The 20,141-nt window shown below is 63.3% G+C and carries 17 protein-coding genes; 14 read left to right on the top strand and 3 right to left on the bottom strand.

Going from position 1 to position 20,141, the window contains the following annotated elements; all coding sequences use genetic code 11:
- The first annotated feature begins 14 nt into the window (after nucleotides 1-14).
- From traA to EGT36_RS29515, 5 genes are all read left to right on the top strand, one after another.
- Complete coding sequence (gene traA, locus EGT36_RS29535) at nucleotides 15-3,611, top strand: Ti-type conjugative transfer relaxase TraA (protein WP_035226520.1); 3,597 nt, start codon at nucleotides 15-17, stop codon at nucleotides 3,609-3,611.
- The gene (traF, locus tag EGT36_RS29530) at nucleotides 3,608-4,138 is read left to right on the top strand and encodes a conjugative transfer signal peptidase TraF (RefSeq protein WP_035226518.1); all 531 of its coding nucleotides are present in this window, start codon (nucleotides 3,608-3,610) and stop codon (nucleotides 4,136-4,138) included. Before traA ends, traF begins: the two co-directional genes overlap by 4 nt.
- On the top strand, nucleotides 4,107-5,324 hold the full coding sequence (locus tag EGT36_RS29525; RefSeq protein WP_051796455.1) for a conjugal transfer protein TraB: 1,218 nt from the start codon (nucleotides 4,107-4,109) through the stop codon (nucleotides 5,322-5,324). The genes traF and EGT36_RS29525 overlap by 32 nt, the downstream gene beginning before the upstream one ends.
- 18 nt (nucleotides 5,325-5,342) lie before the next feature.
- A complete protein-coding gene (locus tag EGT36_RS29520; protein WP_035226516.1) occupies nucleotides 5,343-5,966 on the top strand; it encodes a TraH family protein in 624 nt (207 codons plus the stop codon).
- Between the two features lie 320 nt (nucleotides 5,967-6,286).
- On the top strand, nucleotides 6,287-6,595 hold the full coding sequence (locus EGT36_RS29515) for a transcriptional repressor TraM (RefSeq protein ID WP_035226514.1): 309 nt from the start codon (nucleotides 6,287-6,289) through the stop codon (nucleotides 6,593-6,595).
- A gap of 3 nt (nucleotides 6,596-6,598) precedes the next feature.
- Here the strand turns inward: EGT36_RS29515 and traR are convergent, their stop codons facing one another.
- The 3 genes from traR to EGT36_RS29500 all read right to left on the bottom strand — a co-directional run bounded on the left by traR (nucleotide 6,599) and on the right by EGT36_RS29500 (nucleotide 10,545).
- On the bottom strand, nucleotides 6,599-7,303 hold the full coding sequence (gene traR / locus EGT36_RS29510; protein ID WP_035226512.1) for an autoinducer-binding transcriptional regulator TraR: 705 nt from the start codon (nucleotides 7,301-7,303) through the stop codon (nucleotides 6,599-6,601).
- Nucleotides 7,304-7,777: 474 nt separating this feature from the next.
- A complete protein-coding gene (locus EGT36_RS29505; protein WP_035226509.1) occupies nucleotides 7,778-8,944 on the bottom strand; it encodes an N-acetylneuraminate epimerase in 1,167 nt (388 codons plus the stop codon).
- Nucleotides 8,945-8,970: 26 nt separating this feature from the next.
- Nucleotides 8,971-10,545 (bottom strand): putative N-acetylmannosamine-6-phosphate 2-epimerase, encoded by a 1,575-nt coding sequence (locus tag EGT36_RS29500; protein ID WP_035226507.1) that lies wholly within the window; start codon nucleotides 10,543-10,545, stop codon nucleotides 8,971-8,973.
- Nucleotides 10,546-10,800: 255 nt separating this feature from the next.
- Here EGT36_RS29500 and EGT36_RS29495 point away from each other — a divergent pair, with 255 nt between their 5' ends.
- The 9 genes from EGT36_RS29495 to nagA all read left to right on the top strand — a co-directional run bounded on the left by EGT36_RS29495 (nucleotide 10,801) and on the right by nagA (nucleotide 20,137).
- Nucleotides 10,801-11,532 (top strand): FadR/GntR family transcriptional regulator, encoded by a 732-nt coding sequence (locus tag EGT36_RS29495; protein WP_035226504.1) that lies wholly within the window; start codon nucleotides 10,801-10,803, stop codon nucleotides 11,530-11,532.
- Nucleotides 11,529-13,115: an ABC transporter substrate-binding protein gene (locus EGT36_RS29490; protein ID WP_035226501.1), complete on the top strand. Its 1,587-nt coding sequence runs from the start codon at nucleotides 11,529-11,531 to the stop codon at nucleotides 13,113-13,115. Before EGT36_RS29495 ends, EGT36_RS29490 begins: the two co-directional genes overlap by 4 nt.
- Before the next feature lie 84 nt (nucleotides 13,116-13,199).
- A complete protein-coding gene (locus EGT36_RS29485; RefSeq protein ID WP_035226499.1) occupies nucleotides 13,200-14,159 on the top strand; it encodes an ABC transporter permease in 960 nt (319 codons plus the stop codon).
- On the top strand, nucleotides 14,125-15,033 hold the full coding sequence (locus EGT36_RS29480; RefSeq protein ID WP_125271719.1) for an ABC transporter permease: 909 nt from the start codon (nucleotides 14,125-14,127) through the stop codon (nucleotides 15,031-15,033). The genes EGT36_RS29485 and EGT36_RS29480 overlap by 35 nt, the downstream gene beginning before the upstream one ends.
- 20 nt (nucleotides 15,034-15,053) lie before the next feature.
- Entirely contained in the window at nucleotides 15,054-15,971 is a 918-nt protein-coding gene (locus EGT36_RS29475) for a dihydrodipicolinate synthase family protein (protein WP_035226493.1), read from the top strand.
- 8 nt (nucleotides 15,972-15,979) lie between these two features.
- Nucleotides 15,980-16,996, top strand: coding sequence for an ABC transporter ATP-binding protein (locus tag EGT36_RS29470; RefSeq protein ID WP_035226491.1), 1,017 nt, complete (start codon nucleotides 15,980-15,982; stop codon nucleotides 16,994-16,996).
- Nucleotides 16,993-17,979: an ABC transporter ATP-binding protein gene (locus EGT36_RS29465; protein WP_035226488.1), complete on the top strand. Its 987-nt coding sequence runs from the start codon at nucleotides 16,993-16,995 to the stop codon at nucleotides 17,977-17,979. The genes EGT36_RS29470 and EGT36_RS29465 overlap by 4 nt, the downstream gene beginning before the upstream one ends.
- Nucleotides 17,976-19,007 carry an SIS domain-containing protein gene (locus EGT36_RS29460; RefSeq protein ID WP_035226486.1) on the top strand — a complete coding sequence of 344 codons (1,032 nt, stop codon included), beginning with the start codon at nucleotides 17,976-17,978 and terminating at the stop codon, nucleotides 19,005-19,007. Before EGT36_RS29465 ends, EGT36_RS29460 begins: the two co-directional genes overlap by 4 nt.
- Nucleotides 19,007-20,137, top strand: a complete 1,131-nt coding sequence (nagA, locus tag EGT36_RS29455; RefSeq protein ID WP_035226484.1) for an N-acetylglucosamine-6-phosphate deacetylase — start codon at nucleotides 19,007-19,009, stop codon at nucleotides 20,135-20,137. Before EGT36_RS29460 ends, nagA begins: the two co-directional genes overlap by 1 nt.
- Nucleotides 20,138-20,141: the final 4 nt, after the last annotated feature.

Genomic DNA, 20,141 nt, shown 5'->3' with positions numbered 1-20,141 from the left:
GAGCAGTCGTCGCCGTGGCCATCGCCCATTTCTCCGTCAGCATCGTCGCCCGCGGCTCCGGCCGCAGCGCCGTGCTGTCGGCGGCCTATCGCCACTGCGCCAGGATGGATTACGAGCGCGAAGCCCGCACCGTCGACTACACCCGCAAACAGGGACTGGTGCATGAGGAGTTCCTGCTTCCGGCCGGCGCGCCGGCATGGGCGCGCGCGCTGATCGCCGATCGGTCGATCGCCGGCGCTTCGGAAGCCTTCTGGAACGAGGTCGAATGCTTCGAGAAACGCTCCGACGCGCAGCTTGCCAAGGACCTGACCATCGCCCTGCCGGTGGAATTGACGACCGAGCAGAACATCGCGCTCGTGCGCGACTTTGTCGAAAAACAGATTGTGTCGAAGGGCATGGTCGCCGACTGGGTCATCCATGACAATCCCGGCAATCCGCACATCCACCTGATGACGACGCTCCGCCCCCTGACCGAGGACGGATTCGGGGCCAAGAAGGTCGCGGTGATCGGCGAGGACGGCCAGCCGCTCAGGACCAAAGCAGGCAAGATCGTCTACGAGCTCTGGGCCGGCGGCACGGACGATTTCAACGCGTTGCGCGATGGCTGGTTCGAGCGCCAAAACCATCATCTGGCGCTGAACGGGATCGATCTTCGCGTCGACGGGCGCTCCTACGAAAAGCAGGGTATCGATCTCGTTCCGACCATCCACCTTGGTGTCGGCACCAAGGCGATGCAGCGAAAAGCAAAACTTGCCGAAAGCCAGGGAGCGACGCGTTCCCTGAAGCTCGAACTCAGCGAAATTCAGGCGGAGCGCCGCGAGGAAAACGCGCTGCGCATCCGGCGCGATCCCGCACTGGTTCTCGATCTCATCACCCGCGAAAAGAGCGTCTTCGACGAGCGCGACGTCGCCAGGGTGCTTCATCGCTATATCGACGACGCGGCGCTGTTTCAGAGCCTCATGCCGCGCATTCTGCAGAACCCCGAGGCCATGCGGCTCGAACGTGAAGGGATCTCGCTTGCGACCGGGATCCGCGAGCCCGCGAAATACACGACGCGCGCGTTGATCCGGCTCGAAGCGGAGATGGCGAAGCAGGCTGTCTGGCTGTCGCGCCGCTCCTCTCACGCCGTCCGATCCGACATTCTGAGCGCTATCTTCGCGCGGCATGAACGTCTGTCCGACGAACAGCGTTCGGCGATCGAACATGTCGCCGGGGCCGAGCGCATCGCGGCCGTGGTTGGCCGTGCCGGCGCCGGCAAGACCACGATGATGAAGGCGGCGCGCGAAGCGTGGGAAGCGGCCGGCTATCGTGTCGTCGGCGGGGCGCTCGCCGGCAAGGCGGCCGAAGGCCTGGAAAAGGAAGCGGGCATCGTCTCGCGCACGCTTTCGTCCTGGGAGCTACGCTGGAACGAGGGCCGTGATCGTCTCGACGATAAGTTTGTCTTCGTGCTCGACGAGGCGGGCATGATGTCCTCGCGCCAGATGGCGCTGTTCGTTGAATCAGCCACCAGGGCTGGCGCCAAACTTGTCCTCGTCGGCGACCCTGATCAGCTGCAGCCGATCGAGGCAGGCGCGGCTTTCCGCGCCATCACCGATCGCATCGGATATGCCGAACTCGGGACGATCTATCGCCAGCGCGAGGAATGGATGCGCCACGCCTCCATCGACCTCTCGCGCGGTCGTGTCGGTGACGCGCTCGCCGCTTACGAGAGAGCTGGAATGGTGCGGACGGAATGGACCCGCGAAGAGACGGCCCGTGCGCTGATCGAGGATTGGAACCGCGATTACGATCCAACCAGAACCTCGCTCATCCTCGCACACCGTCGCAGCGATGTCCGTGCCCTGAATGAGATGGCGCGCGAGAAACTCGTCGAGCGCGGCATCATCGATGAAGGTCATCTGTTCCGCACCGAAGACGGCGCGCGCCGCTTCGCAGCCGGCGACCGGATCGTGTTCCTGAAAAACGAGGGCTCGCTCGGCGTCAAGAACGGCGTTTTGGGTACGGTCGTCGCGGCGGCCGCCGGACGGATCGTCGCCGAAATCGGCGGGGGCGACGAACGGCGTCAGGTCACGGTCGAGCAGCGCTTCTACACCAATCTCGACCACGGCTATGCGACGACCGTGCACAAATCCCAGGGCGCGACCGTCGACGACGTCAGGGTCTTCGCCTCACGGACGATGGACCGCCATCTGACCTATGTCGCGCTCACGCGTCATCGCGATGCCGCCCGGCTTTATGTCGGTCTGAACGAGCTCACCAACCGCGGCGGCGTGCTGATCGATCATGGCGCCGCACCCTACGAGAACGATCCGAAGAACCACGACAGCTATTTCGTGACGCTGGAGACCGGCGAGGGGCAGCGCCACACGATCTGGGGTGTCGACCTCGAGCGCGCCATCACCGCCGCCGGCTCCGGGATCGGCGACCGCATCGGTCTCGACTACAAGGGTTCGCAGACAGTTCGCCTTGCGGACGGCAAGCAGGTCAAGCGCCACAGCTGGGAGGTCGTCGACGTCAAGGCGATCGCGCTCGATCGACTCTCGGAGCGGCTGTCGCGCGACGGGTCGAAGGAAACGACGCTCGACTACGAGAAGGCATCCTCCTATCGCGGCGCCCTTCGCTTCGCCCAGATCCGCGGCCTCTATCTTATGAAGGTCGCGCGCACGATCGTCCGCGACCGGAACGAATGGACCGTTCGGCAGAAGCAACGGCTCGGCGATCTCCGCGCCCGCCTGATCGCCGTCGGCACGAAGCTCGGCCTCGTTGCCGGCGCAAAGCAAAGCTCGATTTCCAGCGACATGAAGGAGACCAGGCCCATGGTTGCGGGCATCACCATCTTCCCGAAATCCGTCGAACAGGCGGTCGAGGACAAGCTCGTCTCGGATCCGGCGCTGAAGCAGCAATGGGACGAAGTTTCGACGCGCTTCCGTCTCGTCTACGCCGATCCGGAAGCCGCGTTCCGTGCGGCCAATGTCGATGCCATGCTGAAGGATCCGACGGCAGCGAAGTCAACCTCGGCCAGGCTTGCTAACGAGCCGGAAAGCTTCGGCGCGCTCAAGGGCAAGACGGGATTGCTGGCGAGCCGCGCCGACAGAGAGGACCGCAGCACCGCCAGGCTCAATGCGCCCGCACTCGCCCGTGATCTCGAGCGTTATCTTGAGATGCGCGAGAGCGCTGCCCGGCGCCTGGAGGCGGAAGAGAGGGCGCTGCGCCATCGTGTCTCGATCGACATCCCGGCGCTGTCGCCATCGGCGCGCTCCGTTCTCGAGCGGGTGCGCGACGCCATCGACCGCAACGACTTGCCCGCAGCCCTCGGATTTGCGCTCAGCAACCGCGAGGCGAAGCTCGAAATCGACGGTTTCAACAAGGCCATTGCCGAGCGCTTCGGCGAGCGCAGCCTGCTCACCAACGCCGCGCGGGACCCCTCCGGCAAGCCGTTCGAGAAGCTCGCACACGGGCTTGCGCCGCAGGAAAGGGAACGGCTGATGGAGGCTTGGCCGGTCATGCGCGCGGCCCAGCAGCTTGCCGCCCATGAACGCACGACCGCCACCTTGAAGCAGGTCGAGGAATTGCGGCTGTCGCAGCGCCAGACCCCGGTCATGAAGCAATGAGAAGGCGGCGCAGTCTGTTGCCGGTCGTATCCGTCGTCACGTTCATGTTCGGTGCGATCGCTGTGGCCTTCGTCGGCGGTTTCCGACTGAACCTGACGCCGAGCGAGCCGCTGGGGCTTTGGCGTATACAACCGCTTCACCGAACCGTTTCCGCCGGCGATCTGGTGTTTGTCTGCCCGCCGATTACGGCCCTCTTCGAGGAAGCACGCCACCGCGGATATCTGCGACACGGGCTCTGCCCGGGTGGCGTGGCGCCGCTCATCAAGACTGTCGCCGCCGTTCCTGGCCAGCGTGTCGAGATTGGCGCCGGCGTCGTCATCGACGGCAGGAAGCTCCCGGCCTCCAATCTTCGGGCCACTGACGGCGAGGGCAGGGCGATCCGGCCTTATGCCGGCGGCCTGGTGCCCGCCGCTCATCTGTTTCTCCACTCATCCTATGCGAGCTCCTATGACTCCCGATATTTTGGGCCGGTCCCGGATTCCGGCCTTCTTGGCCTTGCCCGGCCGGTTCTCACCTTCAATCCCTGACCGGGCGAAACCAGCCCTTCTTGTTCTGCTGGCGGTTGCCGCGGGCGCGATCGGCTGGAGCGGCTACGTCCTTGCGCTTCCGGCCGCCATGATCTTTCCGGCACTGTGGGCGTTGTCGCCCTCGCGTGTGGTCGCAGCCCTTGTATCGGCGGGATATTTCCTGGCCGCATCGCGCGGCCTGCCCCACGGGGTTGCAAATTTCTTCGCCGCCGACCTTTGGCCTGGCCTGCTGCTCTGGCTGGCGGCTTCGGTCTCCTTCGTCGTCGTGCATGCAGCGGCGTGGGCAAACCAACCCGATGAAGGAAGGCAGGGGAAGGTCCATCCGGGAAGAGGGAGGGTGGTGCGCTATCTCGTGGCGACGGTGCTGATGGCGCTGCCCCCCTTCGGCATGACCGGATGGGCGCAGCCGATCACCGCGGCTGGCGTGCTCTTTCCCGGATGGGGATGGTGGGGTCTTGCGGCAGCAGCCACCAGCCTCGCGACGATGATATCGCGAGGCTGGCCGGCCACAGCAATCGTCTTGGGAGGATTCTGGGCCTGGTCCGCCGCAAGCTGGACGCCACCACTTTTACCGCCTGGATGGAAGGGCGTCGACCTCGAACAGGGTCGAAACCTCGGGCGGGACGGCTCGCTCGCTCACCACCGTGACCTCATCGCAACGGTGCTGTCCTCCGTGGACTCGCAAACCCGTGTCATCGTCCTTCCCGAAAGCGCGCTCGGCTTTTGGACACCAACCGTCGACCAACTGTGGCGAGAGGCCTTACGCGACCGCGACGTCACCGTCATTGCTGGCGCCGCTGTCCTCGAGCGCCAGGGCTACGACAATGTGCTGGTGGCGGTCTCGGCCGACCGATCAGCGATCCTCTATCGCGAGCGCATGCCGGTTCCGGTTTCCATGTGGCAGCCATGGCGCGCCTGGACGGGGCAGGGCGGGGGTGCGCGCGCGTCCTTCTTCGCCAACCCCGCCGTCGAGGTCAGCGGGATGAAGATTGCGCCGCTGATCTGCTACGAGCAACTGATCGTCTGGCCGGCGCTGCAGTCGATGTTGCATGGGCCTGACGTCATCGTCGCGACTGGAAACGGCTGGTGGACCGCCGGCACCTCGATCGTCGCGATCCAGCAGGCGAGCACCATAGCCTGGGCGAAGCTCTTCGGCTTGCCCTTCGTCACGGCATTCAATTCCTGAGAACCAAGGAGACCGCGGATGGTTGACGCCGCCCTCATAAAACAATGCGCCGATCCAAGCCTGACGCCTGCGATCGTCGAACGGTTCATCGAGCGGGGAGGGGCGCAGGACCCGCTCGCGATCTCGGTTCGTTCCGGCAATCGCGTCGTGCTCGTCCCGAGGCCTACAACAGTGGACGAGGCGATGGAGCTGATTCGCCAGCATGTCGGGCGCGCGGTCGTGCGCGTCGGGCTGACGCAGTATCCGGCCGGTCTCGGCCTGGTCGAAGCCCGCGAACTGAAACCCGACCTGGTGAATCCCTGCGCGAACCTGCGCATCGGTACGGCCCTATTTGCCAAGGTCTACCGCATCGTCACCAAATGGTACGGCAATCCTTCCGCAAACGAGGTCATGCCTCAGGTCTTCGATGATGCCATCATCGCTTGGCAGACGGGGTATTTTGAGGGGACCGCCGTGTTTCGGGCGCCCGACCCCGGTGAGGTGAAGCTGCAGGAGCCAGCATCTGCAAGCGAAAGCGAAACCGCTGAGCAGAGTGGTGACGAAACGGCCGTGGACGATACCGAACCTGTACGTAAGGGCGCGATATCCGATCCGAACGCGGCGGGCATTCGGATCGATCTTTCGGGGATCGGTGCCAGGTGACCTTGAGGGCGGAGAAAATTGCCCGCCGGCCTGAAGCGATTATCCAACTGTTTGCGCTGGCGAAAACAGCAATCGCCCTTTATAAGGCCGAGTAGGGCAGTACGCGCTGTCCTGGGGTGTGGAAACCCCTCCTAGCGGTTGGCGCCGGCCGAGACGGCGCCAGAATCCTCTGACCTTATGGCCGGGGGCCTGTGACGTATGTCCAGGCGCCTCGGTGCTAAAGGTCTCAGGACTGTCTAGGACAGTTTCCAACCCCCGGCTTGGGATCAGAGATTAGCGTTTGCGGGGGCGTACCGCAGACTTACCAAGGTTGGAACAGCATGGAACCGGAAGATGCGACGGTGACAGACAAGCTCGAGCTTCGGGCCGTGATTGGGCTCACACGCGGTCTGCCTTTGGCCGATCTGGAGGGCCTAACGGTCGGCGCCATTCATACCCACCGAAATCTGGTCGAGAAAGCCGACCAGTTGTTTCAGGCTCTGCCGGAAGACTATAAGTCAGGAGCCGCCGTAGGCGGCGCTCAGCATATTGCCTATATCGAAGCCTGCATGGACATGCATGCTCAGATGAGTGTGGTGAACACGTTGGTCGACATCCTTGGCTATATCCCGAAGGTCTGCGTGAACTGAGATTCAGATCAGATTTCTGCGAATGACGAGAGCAGTCAGGTGCGTTGTTGTGTGAACGTCGAAACGCTTTTTGGTTTCGGCGAGCTTGACGCGCACGCTGTTGTATTTGACCCCTTCAAGATCCGCGGCCTCCTCCATCGTTTTGCCGACGGCGATCCACTTAAGATAGGCGGCTTCCTTGGGGTCAAGGTAGGCTGCGTTCTCCGCACTGGGCCTTGCTTGCAGGAAGGCGATACGGGCGTGGAGCTGGGCGACGGCAGTTGCGGCAGCGACTGCATCGATCTCTCGGTCGAGGTCGATTGTCAGCTTCTCCGAGGCCAGGGTGAACATCGACATCGAACCGTTCGCAGTTTTGATCGGGATGGTAATGCCTGAGCGGATTCCGAAATCGGCGGCGTGCGCGTAAAATGACCGCTCGGGCTTTGAAAGGCGAGACCCCTCCTGCTCGCTAGCCCATGTGAAGGTGCGCTTCATGGATTTCGCGCGCTTTACGACCGGATCGAGCGCCGAGTAGTTTCGTTCAAAGTACACAGACTGCCATTCTGGATGATAGTTCGTAATTGCACGAACATGGCCCGGCTGGATGTTGAGGTACGCATAGCCGCCGAAACCGATTTGTTCAGCTAGGCCTGCCAGCGCGTCCTCGAGGGTGCACTGATCGCTCTCGATCGCGGTGAGATCGGTAAGCTTATCCAGCCAGTGCTGCATTCGTTTACTCCTTGACGAGGTGTCGTTTAGTTGCTGTCGCTGTCCGACAGCTGGCCGCCTCTCGCCTCCGGCAGGCTGCACCAAGTGTATCGTTCGCCATTCGACAAGTTTACCGCAACGTGTCGCTTTCGATTGAGGATGTTATGTTATAGCATATCGGATAAGTTGATGTAAGAAGCCAAACTGACTCGAATTCCGTGGGACGACGACGCTCGACCATCAAGCTCTACTGAGGTGGGATACACGGCTTCGCCCAGGCCGACATTCGCGAGATTTCAGTCGCCAGCGCGCGCATTTGCCGGGCATCTCGGCCGCGAATTTGCAGAACCTCAATATCACGACCGCCACTCGAACCTCGGCTTACGTCGTGCTGCCCGCAGGTGGGCAGCACGTTCTCCGTTTGGCGGTGAAGGGCGAGTCGGGCCGAAATCGGAACGAGCGCACACGATTGAATGGTCCCCACTTTGGCAGAGATCAGTTCTCGATGGTGACGCCCTTGCCGGCCCATCTGAGTAGGAACACTTCGCTTCGAGGTTTGCCTTCGTCATCTTCGCCGCCAGCGAGCAACAATCCGTCGGGCGTCGAGAAGGAAGCGCCATAGGCCAGGCCACGGGGTAGTTTTCCAACTTCGCTCCAACCGGCGCCGTCAAATGAATACACCTCGTCACGCCAGTCCTTCTTGAGACCGTCATGTGCAAACCATTTGCCGGCCTCCGCATTTGCTTGGGCACCCTTGAAGTTTGCGCCACCGGCGACCAGCAGCGCGCCGGCGACCTCTCCTGCATAAGCGCCGGCCACTCCCTCCTGACGGTTGTCGGCGGCTGGCTTGGGCAGGTCGGCGAGTTCTTTCCAAACTGTTTGCTGCCCTTCGACCTTAATCGACTTCACGGCCGGCGTTCGCAAGCCTGGCTTGATTTCGCCGCTGACCACCATGAAGGCATCGACGCCCTGGGCGACGACGGCCGAGTCGCAATTGGGCAGGAAGGGGTTGTCGCCGAGGGTACCCCAGCTGTTGGCCTCCGGGTCGTAGGACAGCACCTTGGTGTTCCAGCGATAATCTTCAGGCGCCATGCCCATGTAGGAATCGACAAGCTTCTTGAAGCCTTCCGGGTCCTTGTCCTTGTCGATGGAGGCGACGTCGGCAAGGTACTTGTCGAACAGCTCCTTGTTGTAGCCACCGACGATGGCGATGCGACCGTCGTTCAGCGGCAGCGCCTTGGCGCCCGAAAGCCCTGCCGGCGTCTGGGTGTCGAGCTTCGACCAGCTGTCGGAGGCGGTGTCGTAGGCATAGACTGTGTCGAAGATGATCGGCGACTTGGCGTCCGCGCTTGCCTTGCCGTTGCCGCTGAAGACGAAGATCTTGCCGCCCGAGGCGGCAACGGCAGCGCCGTTGGTGGCTGGTCCGGTAAAGGGAGCGCGCTTGGCCCATCCCGAGGCCGGATTGGCGAGATCGAGCGAATAGAAATCTGTGCCTGCGGATCCGAGCCCGACATATGCCGTATCACCGACCCGCGCAGAAATGCCGTTCTTGATGCCGACCGGCAGATCCGGCCAAGCTTCACCGGCCATGGCGGTCACCGTCGACAGCGCGATGGTCGCAGAGCTCAGCGCAATGAGTTTTGCCACACAGTTCCAGGACATTCATATTCTCCTCTCCTATCAATCGGTTAAGCATGACGGCCGCAACCGTCACCATGTGGGTGAGCGACCAGATCCGCCGCGCCGATGATGCCGGCATCGACGCCTAGCGCGGGACGGACCAAATTGGGGATCAAGACGTTGGGAAAGCTATCAAGGGCATGCCGCAGCCGCTGAAGATAGCCTTCGGCAAGGCCAACGCCGCCGCCAATGACGATGCAGTCGGGATCGATAACGGCTTGCAAGCCAGCCACGGCGGCTGCCAACTCGGTCACCGATGCGCCGAGGATATCTTCGGCCCAGGCTTCTCCGGTTTGAGCAGCCGCGAAGACGGTTCTGGCATCGCCATTGTGGCCGGCAGCGCGGGAGGCCGCGGCGACGCCAAAGCCCGAGGCGAGTGCCTCGAGGCGAACCGGTCCTGTGGCTGTGATGCGCGGTGACTGTCCGAGGCTTCCGGCGAGTCCGCGCGCACCGCGCAGCAGACGCCCGCCGAGCACGAGCCCGCCGCCGATGCCACTCGATACGGTCAGGAAGGCCATGTCGCGGCCTCGCGCTGCGCCAAACCGATGCTCGCCCCACGCCGCTGCCTGCGCATCGTTGACCACTTCAACCGGCACACCAAGCGCATCACTGAGTTTTCGGGTGATCGGATAGTTGTCCGGAATAACCAGTGTGCCAGGATTGAGCGACGACCATTTGCCATCAACGACAAGGCCCGTAACGGCGGCGGCGGCACTGGCGTATTTGCCCCGCCAGCCATCCGCCATGGCGACGAGTTCCGCGATCCAGCCGGGCGCGCCGATGTCGCGGCGGGTCGCCATGAGCTTGCGGTCAAGAACCTTGCTGCCCCGTACCAGGGCGGCGAGTGTCTTGGTGCCTCCGATGTCAAAAGCCAGAACAGGTTCAGACGGCCGGGCAGCGACTTCGACGGCCTCTTTGAACCAGCTGACGATGTGCTCGGGCCGGGTGATCGCGGAGCCGACGACGACGGCAAGAGCACCGGCGCGGATGGCGGCGGCGGCGAGATGAGGGGAATTGTACCGGCCCTCGGCCAGCACGGGCGCTCCGAGCGTTGAACAAGCACGGATAAGCTCAATGTCCGGCATCGTTGGAGCCGGCTCCGGTCCGGTGTAGCCTGACATGGTGGTGCCGGTGATGTCGGCGCCGGCCGCCAGCGCGGCCCGCGCCTCGGCTTGCGTCGCGATATCGGCCATGGCGATCGCGCCAAGCCGCTTGATGGTGGCGATCAGCTGCGCGGATGGAACCGGCCGCGGCCTGTCGGTGGCGTCAACGGCGACAACCGTAGCGCCGGCACGCACCAACGCCTCTACATCCTCGTCATACGGGGTGATGCGTACGGCGCTGTCGTCAAGGTCGCGCTTGATCAGGCCGACCACCGGCAGTCGGCTGGCGCCGACCGCACCTTCGACATTGCGCACACCTTCGACACGCAGGCCGACGGCGCCGCCGGCTTCGGCGACACGGGCATAGGCAGCAACTGCATCGACGGTGTCGAACGGACCGCCAGGCACGGGCTGGCAGGAAACGATAAGGCCACCCTGCAGTCGCGCAGTCAGATCCGCGAGAGTCAGGCGCTCCGTCATTATCCCCGCTCCCTGGTCGAGAGGGGCACGACTATCGATGATGCGGTCACGCAACACCTGGCGTCGGCGAACATCGAATCCTGCCAGCCGCAGGCGGGTCGTTTGCGGGAAGCATCTTTGTGGCGGTCGAACATTGCTGTGTTCCTAATGGGTGGAAAACGGAAGAACGAATATCCTATTGACAGATATCCTACAAGTGGGTAATTAACCAATAGTTGCTATTTTCCGCCCGGAAACGAGCAACCGGAGACGACAATGAATTTGAAATCGATCAAGCCGCTGAAGAGAGCGCCGCTCCTGCACGTATCGGTGCAGGAGAGCCTTCGCTCATATATTGACGACAACGGCCTCGAAGCAGGTGCGCCTTTGCCGCCAGAGGGTGAGCTTGCAAATCAGCTCGGCGTCAGCCGCAATTCGGTTCGCGAGGGCATCAAGGCGCTAGAATCGGTGGGCGTTTTGGAGTCGCGGCGCGGAATCGGCGTCTTTGTGAAGGCCTTCTCGTTCGAGCCCTTGCTGGAGAACCTGGCCTATGGTCTGGGCAGTGCGCTCAAACAGATCGAGGAAGTCATCACAATCCGGAGGACGCTTGAAGTCGGGCTGATTGAAAAGACGCTCGACGCAATTGGTCCACAAGACATTCGTGAATTGCGCGAGACGTTGGACAGGATGCGTGAGCGGGCCGAGCGGGGCGAGAGCTTTCCCGACGAAGATCGCCGCTTCCATCAGCTTTTGTTTCGTTGCCAGGACAACGAGGTGCTGCTGCGCCTGATCGAGGTGTTCTGGCTCGCCTTCTACAAGGCATCCGATTTCGTCAATCTCAACAATGCCGATCCAATGCAGACCTGGCGCGAACATGCGGCGATTGTCGATGCCGTCGAAGCTGGCGACCTCGCCGCCGCTAAAGACCGCCTTGATAAGCATTATGCCGGGATCGGTCGCGTGATCGACGAAAACAAGACCAGTTCATCAAAAGGGAGGAATACATGAAGTTCAGAACGACGATCTCAGCACTCGCCTTGTCGGTGGCGCTTTTCGGCGGCGTTGGCGCAACGTTTACCCCGGCCCTCGCCGAAGGCGGCACCATCTCCGGCGGCTTCGACGTCGGCCCCGGCGGTTTCCAGGGCAACTTCAATCCGCTTGCGGCGACCGGCGGCTTCACGTGGCTTGTCACCTACTACGAGCCGCTGGTTATCTATGACGAAAAGCTCGCTAACGTCATTGGTGCGCTGGCCGAGTCCTATGATGTGAGCGCTGATCAGAAGGTCTATACCTTCAAGCTCGCCGACACCAAGTGGCACGACGGCAAGCCCTTCACGTCAAAGGATGTGAAGTTCACCATCGAGCTTGCCAAGAACGAGAAGGCGGGCTCGGTATTCGCCGCCCGTCTTGGCGCCATCGAGGCGGTCGAGACCCCAGACGACCGCACCGTGGTGGTCAAGCTCTCGGCAGCGACGCCGAGCATGCTCGACACACTTACCAAGGTGATGATGTTGCCCGAGCATGCGCTGGCCTCGATCCCGGCCGAGCAGATCGCCAAGAACGCCTGGTGGTCGACTTCGCCTATCGGTACCGGCCCGTTCAAGTTCACCAAATACGTCACCGACCAGTATGTCGAGCTCGCCGCCAATCCCGACTATCGCGGTGGCAAGCCGGCGGCCGAGAAGTTGATCAACCGCTACTTCGCCAACCCGGCAGCCGCCATCGCCGCGCTGCGCTCAGGCGAGATCCAGTTCACCTATGTCGATTCCAACGACGTCTCGACCTTCAATGACGACACTGCCTTCAAGGTGATCGAGGGCGACTCCTATGTCGTCAACTATGTCGGCTTCAACCAGGAAGTGCTGCTGTGGAAGGACCTGAAGGTCCGTCAGGCCTTCATGCACGCCATCGACCGCAACGCCATCATCCAGAGCCTCTACGGCGGTGCCGCCAAACCGGCGAACTGCGTCTACGTGGCCGATCGTCTGGTCCCCGAAGGCATCGACCAATACGCCTACGATCCGGAAAAGGCAAAGCAACTGCTGGCCGAGGCCGGCTGGGACAAGATCAACGGCGACAAGCCGATCACGATCCTGACCTACTACAACTCGCCGCTGGTGACCAACGTGCTGGCCGCCATGCAGGCGATGCTCGCCCAGGTCGGCATCAACATCGTACCGCGCGCCGTCGACACCCCGACCTACAACTCGATCGTCTACCAGCAGTCGGGCAATGCCGGCGACTTCCCGCTGATCTACGCCGGTCTGCAGAACGGTCCCGATGCCTCCAACATCAACATCGGCCTCAACGAGAAGCAGATCCCCCCGGCGGGCGCCAACCTCATGCGTATCCGCATGCCGGACGTCACCAATGCGCTCGACGCGGCCCTGGCCGAAACGGACGCCTCCAAGCGTGATGCCCGCTACCAGGACGTCTGCAAGGCCACCAACGCCAACCTGCCGTGGGGCACGATGTGGGTCGCCAACCGCTACGGCGTGGCCTCCGCCAAGCTTAAGGACTTCGTCTGGACTCCGGCTCCCGCCGGCGGCCCTTACCAGGCCCACCCTGAAAAGTGGTCGATCGCCGAATAGGCCAACTTCCACTCGGAGGGGCGGCCATTCAATGGCCGTCCCGTTCCTGTTTGGAATCACGCCCGGAAAGAGCACTGAACCCGTATGCTTCGCTATTGTCTCCATCGCCTGTTGATCGGGCTCGGTATGCTGCTCGCGCTGACGATACTCATCTTCGTGCTGCTGCAGCTGACGCCGGGCGACCCGATCGACGCCTATATCGATCCTAATGTCGCCATGTCGAAGGAGGCGATGGACGCCTTGCGCGCGCAACTGGGCCTCGACAAGCCACTGCCTGTCCAGTACCTCGCCTGGCTGTCGCAGGCTGTTCAGGGCAACCTCGGCCATTCGCTTCAGCGCTTCAACGAGACCGTCAGCGGTCTGATCGCCTCGCGCATCGGCCCGACCCTATTGCTCATGGGAGCGGGCCTCGCCATCGCCATCGTCGTGGGCATCGCTTCCGGTATCGTCAGCGCCGTGCGTCGCAACTCGCTGCCCGACTATTCCTTCTCGGTGCTCGCGCTGCTCGGAATTTCGAGCCCTGCCTTCCTCACCGCGCTGCTCGGGCTCTACGTATTCTCCGTGCGGCTGAGATGGGCACCTTCCGGCGGAATGCTGACGCCCGCGACCGACTTCTCGCTCGGGGATCTAATGCATCACTTGATCCTGCCGGCGTTCGTCCTCTCCATCGGCCATGCCGCATTGATCATGCGCTACATGCGCGCCTCGATGCTCGAGGTTCTGAACCAGGACTATGTCCGGACCGCCCGCGCCAAGGGTGTCAAGGAATTCTGGGTCGTGACCAAGCATGCACTGCGCAACGCGCTGTTGCCGGTCGTTACCCTCATCGGCTCGACCATCGGCCTTGCCGTCGGCGGCGCCATCTTCATCGAAAGCGTATTCAACTGGCCGGGCATGGGCCTTTTGCTGATCAGCGCAGTCGAGACGCGCGACTACCCCGTCATCATGGGTGCGACGCTTGTCATCGGCGCCTGCGTTATCGTCGTCAACATCCTGACCGACCTTGCCTATGCGGTCATCGATCCGCGCATCAAGGTGTCCTGACATGAGTGTAATCGCCCATTCCTCTCCCGGCCCGCTGGCCCGCGCCACCAACCGCTTCGCCCAGAACCGGGCGGCCCTGTTCGGCATTGCGCTGCTGCTGCCCTTGCTCGTTGCGGTGCTGACCTATCCGCTGTGGTTTCCCTACAGGCCCAACGACATCGACCTGTTGGCCATGAACGCCGCGCCGTCATGGAAGCACTGGTTCGGTACCGACGGCGTCGGCCGCGACGTGCTTGCCCGCACACTCGAAGGTGGCCGCATCTCGCTGCTTGTCGCGGTCTCCTCGGTCGTCCTGTCGACAGCCATCGGCTTCTTCGTCGGGGCCATCTCCGCCTTCGGCGGTTCCTGGGCTGACGCCATCTCCATGCGCAGCGTCGACCTCGCGATGACGCTGCCGCCGGTGATCTTCCTTCTGGTGCTCGCTTCCATCGTCGGATCCGGTATCTGGTCGACCGTCGTCGTCATCGCATTGCTGTCGTGGCCGGTCCTGTCGCGCATGATCCGCGCCCGCCTGCTCGAACTGCGCGAACGCGAATTCGTCATGGCATCGCGCGGCATGGGTGCCGGCATCGGGCATCTGCTGTTCCGACACGGCCTTCCCAACTCGATCGACATCCTGGTCGTCTACGCCACCCTGCAGGTCGCCAATGCGATCCTGCTGGAGGCGGGTCTCTCCTTCCTCGGCCTTGGCGTGCCGCCGCCGGCCGCAAGCTGGGGCAACATGCTCAATGCGGCGCGCTCCACGGCGGTGCTCGAGCAGTTCCCCTGGCAATGGCTATTCCCGGGTGGCGCGCTCGTGCTGGCCGTCCTTGCCATCAATTTCATCGGCGACGGCCTTAGGGATGCCTTCGACCCGCGCGCCGAACTCAATTGAAACCCTGAAAGAGAAGCATCATGTCCAAGTTCTTCGGTGTCGTTCCTCCTGTCGTCACCCCCCTCAACGACGATTTCTCGGTCGACTACGCCTCCTACACGCGTGTTCTCGACTATCTGATCGACAACGGTTGCCATGGCCTGTTCGCCCTCGGCTCGACCAGCGAAGTGGTGTTTTACGACGACGCCGAACGACGCAAGATCCTCGAGCACACCGTCAAGGTCGCCAACGGCCGCGTGCCTGTCATCGCCGGCGTCATTGACCCGACGACCGACCGTGTCATCCGCCACGCCCGCACTGCCAGGGAGGTCGGCGCCGACGCCGTGGTTGTCACCGCGCCTTTCTACACCCTCACCAACCAGGCAGAGACCATCGATCACTTCCGCATGATCCGCGACGCCGTGGACGTGCCGCTCATCGCCTATGACATTCCGGTCTGCGTCCACACCAAGCTCTCCCGCCAGACAGTGGTGACGCTGGCCAACGAGGGTACGATCATTGGCGTCAAGGACTCCTCCGGCGACGACGGTAACTTCCGTTATGCGCTTAGCGATCTGGCCGGCAACAAGGACGTATTCCTGATGACGGGTTCAGAGATCGTCGTCGATAGCGCCTTGCACATGGGTGCGCATGGCGTCGTTCCCGGGCTCGCCAATGTCGACCCGGCCGGTTACGTCCGCCTCTGGAACCACGCCCGGAAGGGCGACTGGGATGCGGCCCGTAAGGAACAGGAGCGGCTGTGCCGCCTGTTCGAGATCGTCTGGGTCGCATCCGGCCGCGTCAGCGGCGGGGCTACCGGCGTCGGCGGCTTCAAGACCGCGATGCGCAGCCTGGGCGTCATCTCCACCAACGTCATGGCACGTCCGCGCGCGCCGCTCAACGACGCCGAGGCGCGCAAGGTCGACGAGATCCTGCGTTCCGTCGGCCTGCTCGGCTGAGGCTGCCGATGACGCTCGAACCCATTCTCGAGATCAGAGGCCTGAAAACCGTCTTCCGCGTGCGCGGCCGGGAGATCGCTGCCGTCGACGGCGTCAATCTCGTCATCCGTCCCGGCGAGACGGTGGCGCTGGTCGGCGAGTCGGGTTCAGGCAAGTCGGTGACCAGCCTGTCGGTGATGCGGCTTCTCGCAAGAAATATCGGCTCGATCGACGCTGGCGAGGTGCTGTTCCGCGGCAAAGACGGCAAGCTCAAGGACCTCGTCAAGCTCGACGAGGAGTCGATGCGCCAGATCCGGGGCAACGACATCGGCATGGTCTTCCAGGAACCGATGACCAGCCTCAATCCGGTCTTCACCGTTGGCGACCAGATCTCGGAATCGCTGCGCGTCCACCGGAGCACCGGCAAGCGCGAAGCCCTTGCGGCGGCCGTGACCCTGCTCGACAAGGTCGGCATTCCGGATGCCCGTCGCCGCGCCGGACAATATCCGCACGAGATGTCGGGCGGCATGCGCCAGCGTGCCACCATCGCCATGGCACTCGCCTGCGATCCGACGCTCCTCATCGCCGACGAGCCGACCACCGCGCTCGACGTCACCATCCAGGCGCAGATCCTCGATCTCCTGCAGAAACTGCAGCGCGAGCGCGGCATGGGCATGCTGTTCGTCACCCACAATCTCGGCGTCGTCGCCGAGATTGCCCAGCGGGTTGCGGTCATGTACGCCGGTCGCATCGTCGAAACTGGTCCCGTCGCCGAGGTTTTCCGCAACCCGCTCCACCCCTACACGATGGGCCTCCTCAAATCGATGCCGCGGCTGGGTGCTGCGACCGAGATGAAGCGCAACGGCGAAAAGCTGAACGCCATTCCAGGCATGGTGCCGAGCCTTGCCAACATGCCAACCGGCTGTGCCTTCGCCCCGCGGTGTCCCTTTGCGATTGATGCCTGTAGCAGAGCCGTGCCCGAACTTGCCGCCGTCAACGAAGCCCATGGCAGCCGCTGCATCCGCTGGCAGGAGATCGCCGCATGACCACCGCTCCTCTCCTCTCCGTCCGTGGCCTCGCCAAGCACTACCAGACGCGCAGTGCCACGCTGAAGATCCTGGACAACATCTCCTTCGACATCGCCAAGGGTGAGGTGGTCGGCCTCGTCGGCGAATCCGGCAGCGGCAAGACCACCATCGGCCGCTCGGTGCTGCGGCTCATCGAGCCGTCATCGGGCGAGGTCGTCTTCGACGGCGCTGATTTGATCAAGCTCTCCAACAGAGAAATGCGGCGCCAGCGCCCACGCATGCAGTACATCTTCCAGGACCCCTACGCCTCGCTGTCGCCGCGCATGACCATCGGCGAGATCCTGACGGAGGGCCTGAAAATTCAAGGCATCGGCACCAAGCAGGAGCGCGTCGAACGCGCGCGCAAGGCGCTGGAGCAAGTGGAGCTGCCGCAGGATGCCCTGAACCGCTACGCCCACGAATTCTCAGGCGGCCAACGCCAGCGCATCGGCATTGCCCGGGCGCTGACGCTTGCGCCTGAATTCATCGTTGCTGACGAACCGGTCTCGGCACTCGACGTGTCAATCCAGGCGCAGGTCGTCAACCTTTTGCGCGATCTGCAGCAGCGCCTCGGACTGACCATGCTGTTCATCTCGCACGATCTCGCGGTGGTCGAGTACATCTGTGACCGCGTTATCGTGCTCTATCTCGGCCGCATCATGGAGATCGCCACCAGCGAGGAACTCTACGCTCGCCCGCAACACCCCTACACGCGGGCGCTGATGTCGGCCATCCCCTCCCCGGATCCGGACGCCAGGACCGAGCGCCAGATCCTCAAGGGTGACATTCCGAGTCCGGCCAACCCGCCGAGCGGCTGCGTCTTCCGTACCCGTTGCCCGAAGGCGCTCGATGCCTGTGCCGCAGCGGTTCCACAATTACGCGAAGTCGCGCCGGGTCATTTCAAGGCCTGCATCCGCGATGACCTCGATGTTGAAACCCGCGTTGCAGGAGAGCTTTGTTGACCGATCAAACGAGTGCCATGGCAAGCGAAACCAGAGAGACGCCCGCGACCATCGCACGTCTCCTCGATACGCGACTGGAGTCAATGCTTGCCCTCGGCAGGAGACTGTCGAAACTTGCGCCCCCGCTGGTCGCCACCTGCGCGCGCGGTTCCTCCGACCACGCAGCCAGCTACCTGAAGTACATGCTCGAGATAGAGACGGGCACCCCTGTTGTGTCGATCGGGCCCTCTGTGGCGTCAGTTTACCGCGCGCCGCTGCAGCTGTCACGGGCAGCACTCGTCACCGTCTCTCAATCCGGCAAGAGCCCTGATCTGGTCGCTCTGCAGGCCAGTGCCAAGGCATCCGGAGCGCTGACGATCGCCATGGTCAACGTCGTCGAGAGTCCGGCGGCCAGGGGTGCCGATATTGTGGTGCCGCTCGAGGCGGGACCGGAAAAAAGCGTTGCCGCCACAAAATCCTTCATTGCGGCGGCAGTGGCGGGCGCGGCCATTACCGCAGGCTGGACCGGCGACCAGGAACTCGTTGCCGCTCTTCGCAACCTGCCGGACGCACTGGCAAAGGCGCTCGACGCCGACTGGTCGGCCGCCGAGGAGATGCTGACGGCATGCGATTCACTTTATGTACTGGGCCGGGGCCCCGCCTACGCGGTTGCACAGGAGGCCGCACTCAAAAGCAAGGAAGTGGCCGCGATCCACGCCGAGGCTTTTTCGTCCGCTGAGGTCATGCACGGCCCGTTGCGGCTCGTCCAGAACGGCTTCCCGGTTCTTGCCCTCCTTCCCGAGGATGCCGCAGCCGACGTCGGCCGCGCCGGCCTTGATCGCATCGCAGCGGCCGGGGGCCGCGTCTTTTCGGCGGCTACGGCAAGCGCACCGGGCACGAACTTGCCGGTCGCATCGACCGGCCATGCGTTCCTGGACGGGCTGTCGATGATCGTTTCGTTCTACGTGCTGATCGAGCGGGTCTGCCGTCGCTGCGGGTTCGATCCCGACCGGCCGGTCAACCTGTGCAAGGTTACGGAAACCGTGTGATGACCATTACCGCACTTACCGCCGCGAGAATATTCGACGGCAACGCGATGCGCGACGAGGCCGCAATTCTCATTCGCGATGGCATGGTTGTCGACCTCGCTTCTCGTGCAGAAATCCCGGCAGACTGCTTCGTTCGCGATCTCGGGATCGGCGTCGTTGCGCCGGGCTTCATCGACCTGCAAGTCAATGGCGGCGGCGGTGTGATGCTGAATGACGGCCCGAGCGCCGCAACCATGGCTGCCATCGCCGCGGCACATCGTCCCTTTGGAACAACCGGCCTCCTGCCCACCCTGATCACCGATACCAAGGCCATCACTGACGCCGCGATCGAAGCCGCCGCACAAGCGGTTGGAAACGTGCCCGGCGTTCTCGGCTTGCACCTGGAAGGGCCGCATCTTGCCCCGGCGCGAAAGGGTGCGCATCTGGCTGAACTGATGCGACCGATGAGCGATGCGGATGTCGAGCAGCTGATCAGCGCCCGCGAACGCATCGGTGTCCTCCTGGTCACCGTCGCGGTCGAGCAGGTCGGACCGCGGTTGATCCGCCGCCTGGCTGAAGCGGGGGTAATTGTCAGCCTCGGCCATACGGACGCGGACTACGATTCCACGATGGCGGCCATCGACGCAGGCGCACGTTCGGCCACTCATCTGTTCAACGCCATGACCCAGCTTGGAAACCGTGATCCCGGCGTGGTGGGGGCGGTTCTCGCGTCACCGACGGTTTCAGCGGGTATCATCGCCGACGGCCACCATGTCCATCCGGAAAGTCTGCGAGCCGCTTTGGCCGCCAAACGAGCGCCCGGGCGTCTCTATCTTGTCACCGACGCGATGGCATCGGTCGGCATGGAAGGGGACAGCTTCGTGCTTAACCAGCGCACGGTCCACCGCCGCGATGGTCGACTGACGCTTTCCGACGGAACGCTGGCCGGCGCCGACATCGACATGTCGGCTACCGTTCGCTTTGCCGTGGCGAATCTCGGGCTGAGTGTGGAAGAGGTGTTGCGCATGGCCTCGCTCTATCCCGCCGAGCTGATCGGCGACGGCCGCCGCGGCCGCATTGAGCCCGGCGCAGCGGCTGAGTTCGTTCATCTCGACGACGATCTTACCGTGCGCGACATCCTTGCCCCGTGACCGG

It is taken from the genome of Agrobacterium sp. FDAARGOS_525 (genome assembly GCF_003938925.1).
Classification (GTDB): domain Bacteria; phylum Pseudomonadota; class Alphaproteobacteria; order Rhizobiales; family Rhizobiaceae; genus Agrobacterium; species Agrobacterium pusense.
The sequence above is the reverse complement of the archived record's forward strand: the minus strand, read 5'-3'. Positions and strand labels throughout refer to the sequence as shown.

Excerpts from the sequence above, each read along its gene's own strand:
- traF (WP_035226518.1), top strand. The coding sequence starts at position 3,608 with ATGAGAAGGCGGCGCAGTCTGTTGCCGGTCGTATCCGTCGTCACGTTC.
- EGT36_RS29520 (WP_035226516.1), top strand. The coding sequence starts at position 5,343 with ATGGTTGACGCCGCCCTCATAAAACAATGCGCCGATCCAAGCCTGACG.
- EGT36_RS29515 (WP_035226514.1), top strand. The coding sequence starts at position 6,287 with ATGGAACCGGAAGATGCGACGGTGACAGACAAGCTCGAGCTTCGGGCC.
- traR (WP_035226512.1), bottom strand. The coding sequence starts at position 7,303 with ATGCAGCACTGGCTGGATAAGCTTACCGATCTCACCGCGATCGAGAGC.
- EGT36_RS29505 (WP_035226509.1), bottom strand. The coding sequence starts at position 8,944 with ATGTCCTGGAACTGTGTGGCAAAACTCATTGCGCTGAGCTCTGCGACC.
- EGT36_RS29500 (WP_035226507.1), bottom strand. The coding sequence starts at position 10,545 with ATGACGGAGCGCCTGACTCTCGCGGATCTGACTGCGCGACTGCAGGGT.
- EGT36_RS29495 (WP_035226504.1), top strand. The coding sequence starts at position 10,801 with ATGAATTTGAAATCGATCAAGCCGCTGAAGAGAGCGCCGCTCCTGCAC.
- EGT36_RS29490 (WP_035226501.1), top strand. The coding sequence starts at position 11,529 with ATGAAGTTCAGAACGACGATCTCAGCACTCGCCTTGTCGGTGGCGCTT.
- EGT36_RS29485 (WP_035226499.1), top strand. The coding sequence starts at position 13,200 with ATGCTTCGCTATTGTCTCCATCGCCTGTTGATCGGGCTCGGTATGCTG.
- EGT36_RS29480 (WP_125271719.1), top strand. The coding sequence starts at position 14,125 with ATGCGGTCATCGATCCGCGCATCAAGGTGTCCTGACATGAGTGTAATC.
- EGT36_RS29475 (WP_035226493.1), top strand. The coding sequence starts at position 15,054 with ATGTCCAAGTTCTTCGGTGTCGTTCCTCCTGTCGTCACCCCCCTCAAC.
- EGT36_RS29470 (WP_035226491.1), top strand. The coding sequence starts at position 15,980 with ATGACGCTCGAACCCATTCTCGAGATCAGAGGCCTGAAAACCGTCTTC.
- EGT36_RS29465 (WP_035226488.1), top strand. The coding sequence starts at position 16,993 with ATGACCACCGCTCCTCTCCTCTCCGTCCGTGGCCTCGCCAAGCACTAC.
- nagA (WP_035226484.1), top strand. The coding sequence starts at position 19,007 with ATGACCATTACCGCACTTACCGCCGCGAGAATATTCGACGGCAACGCG.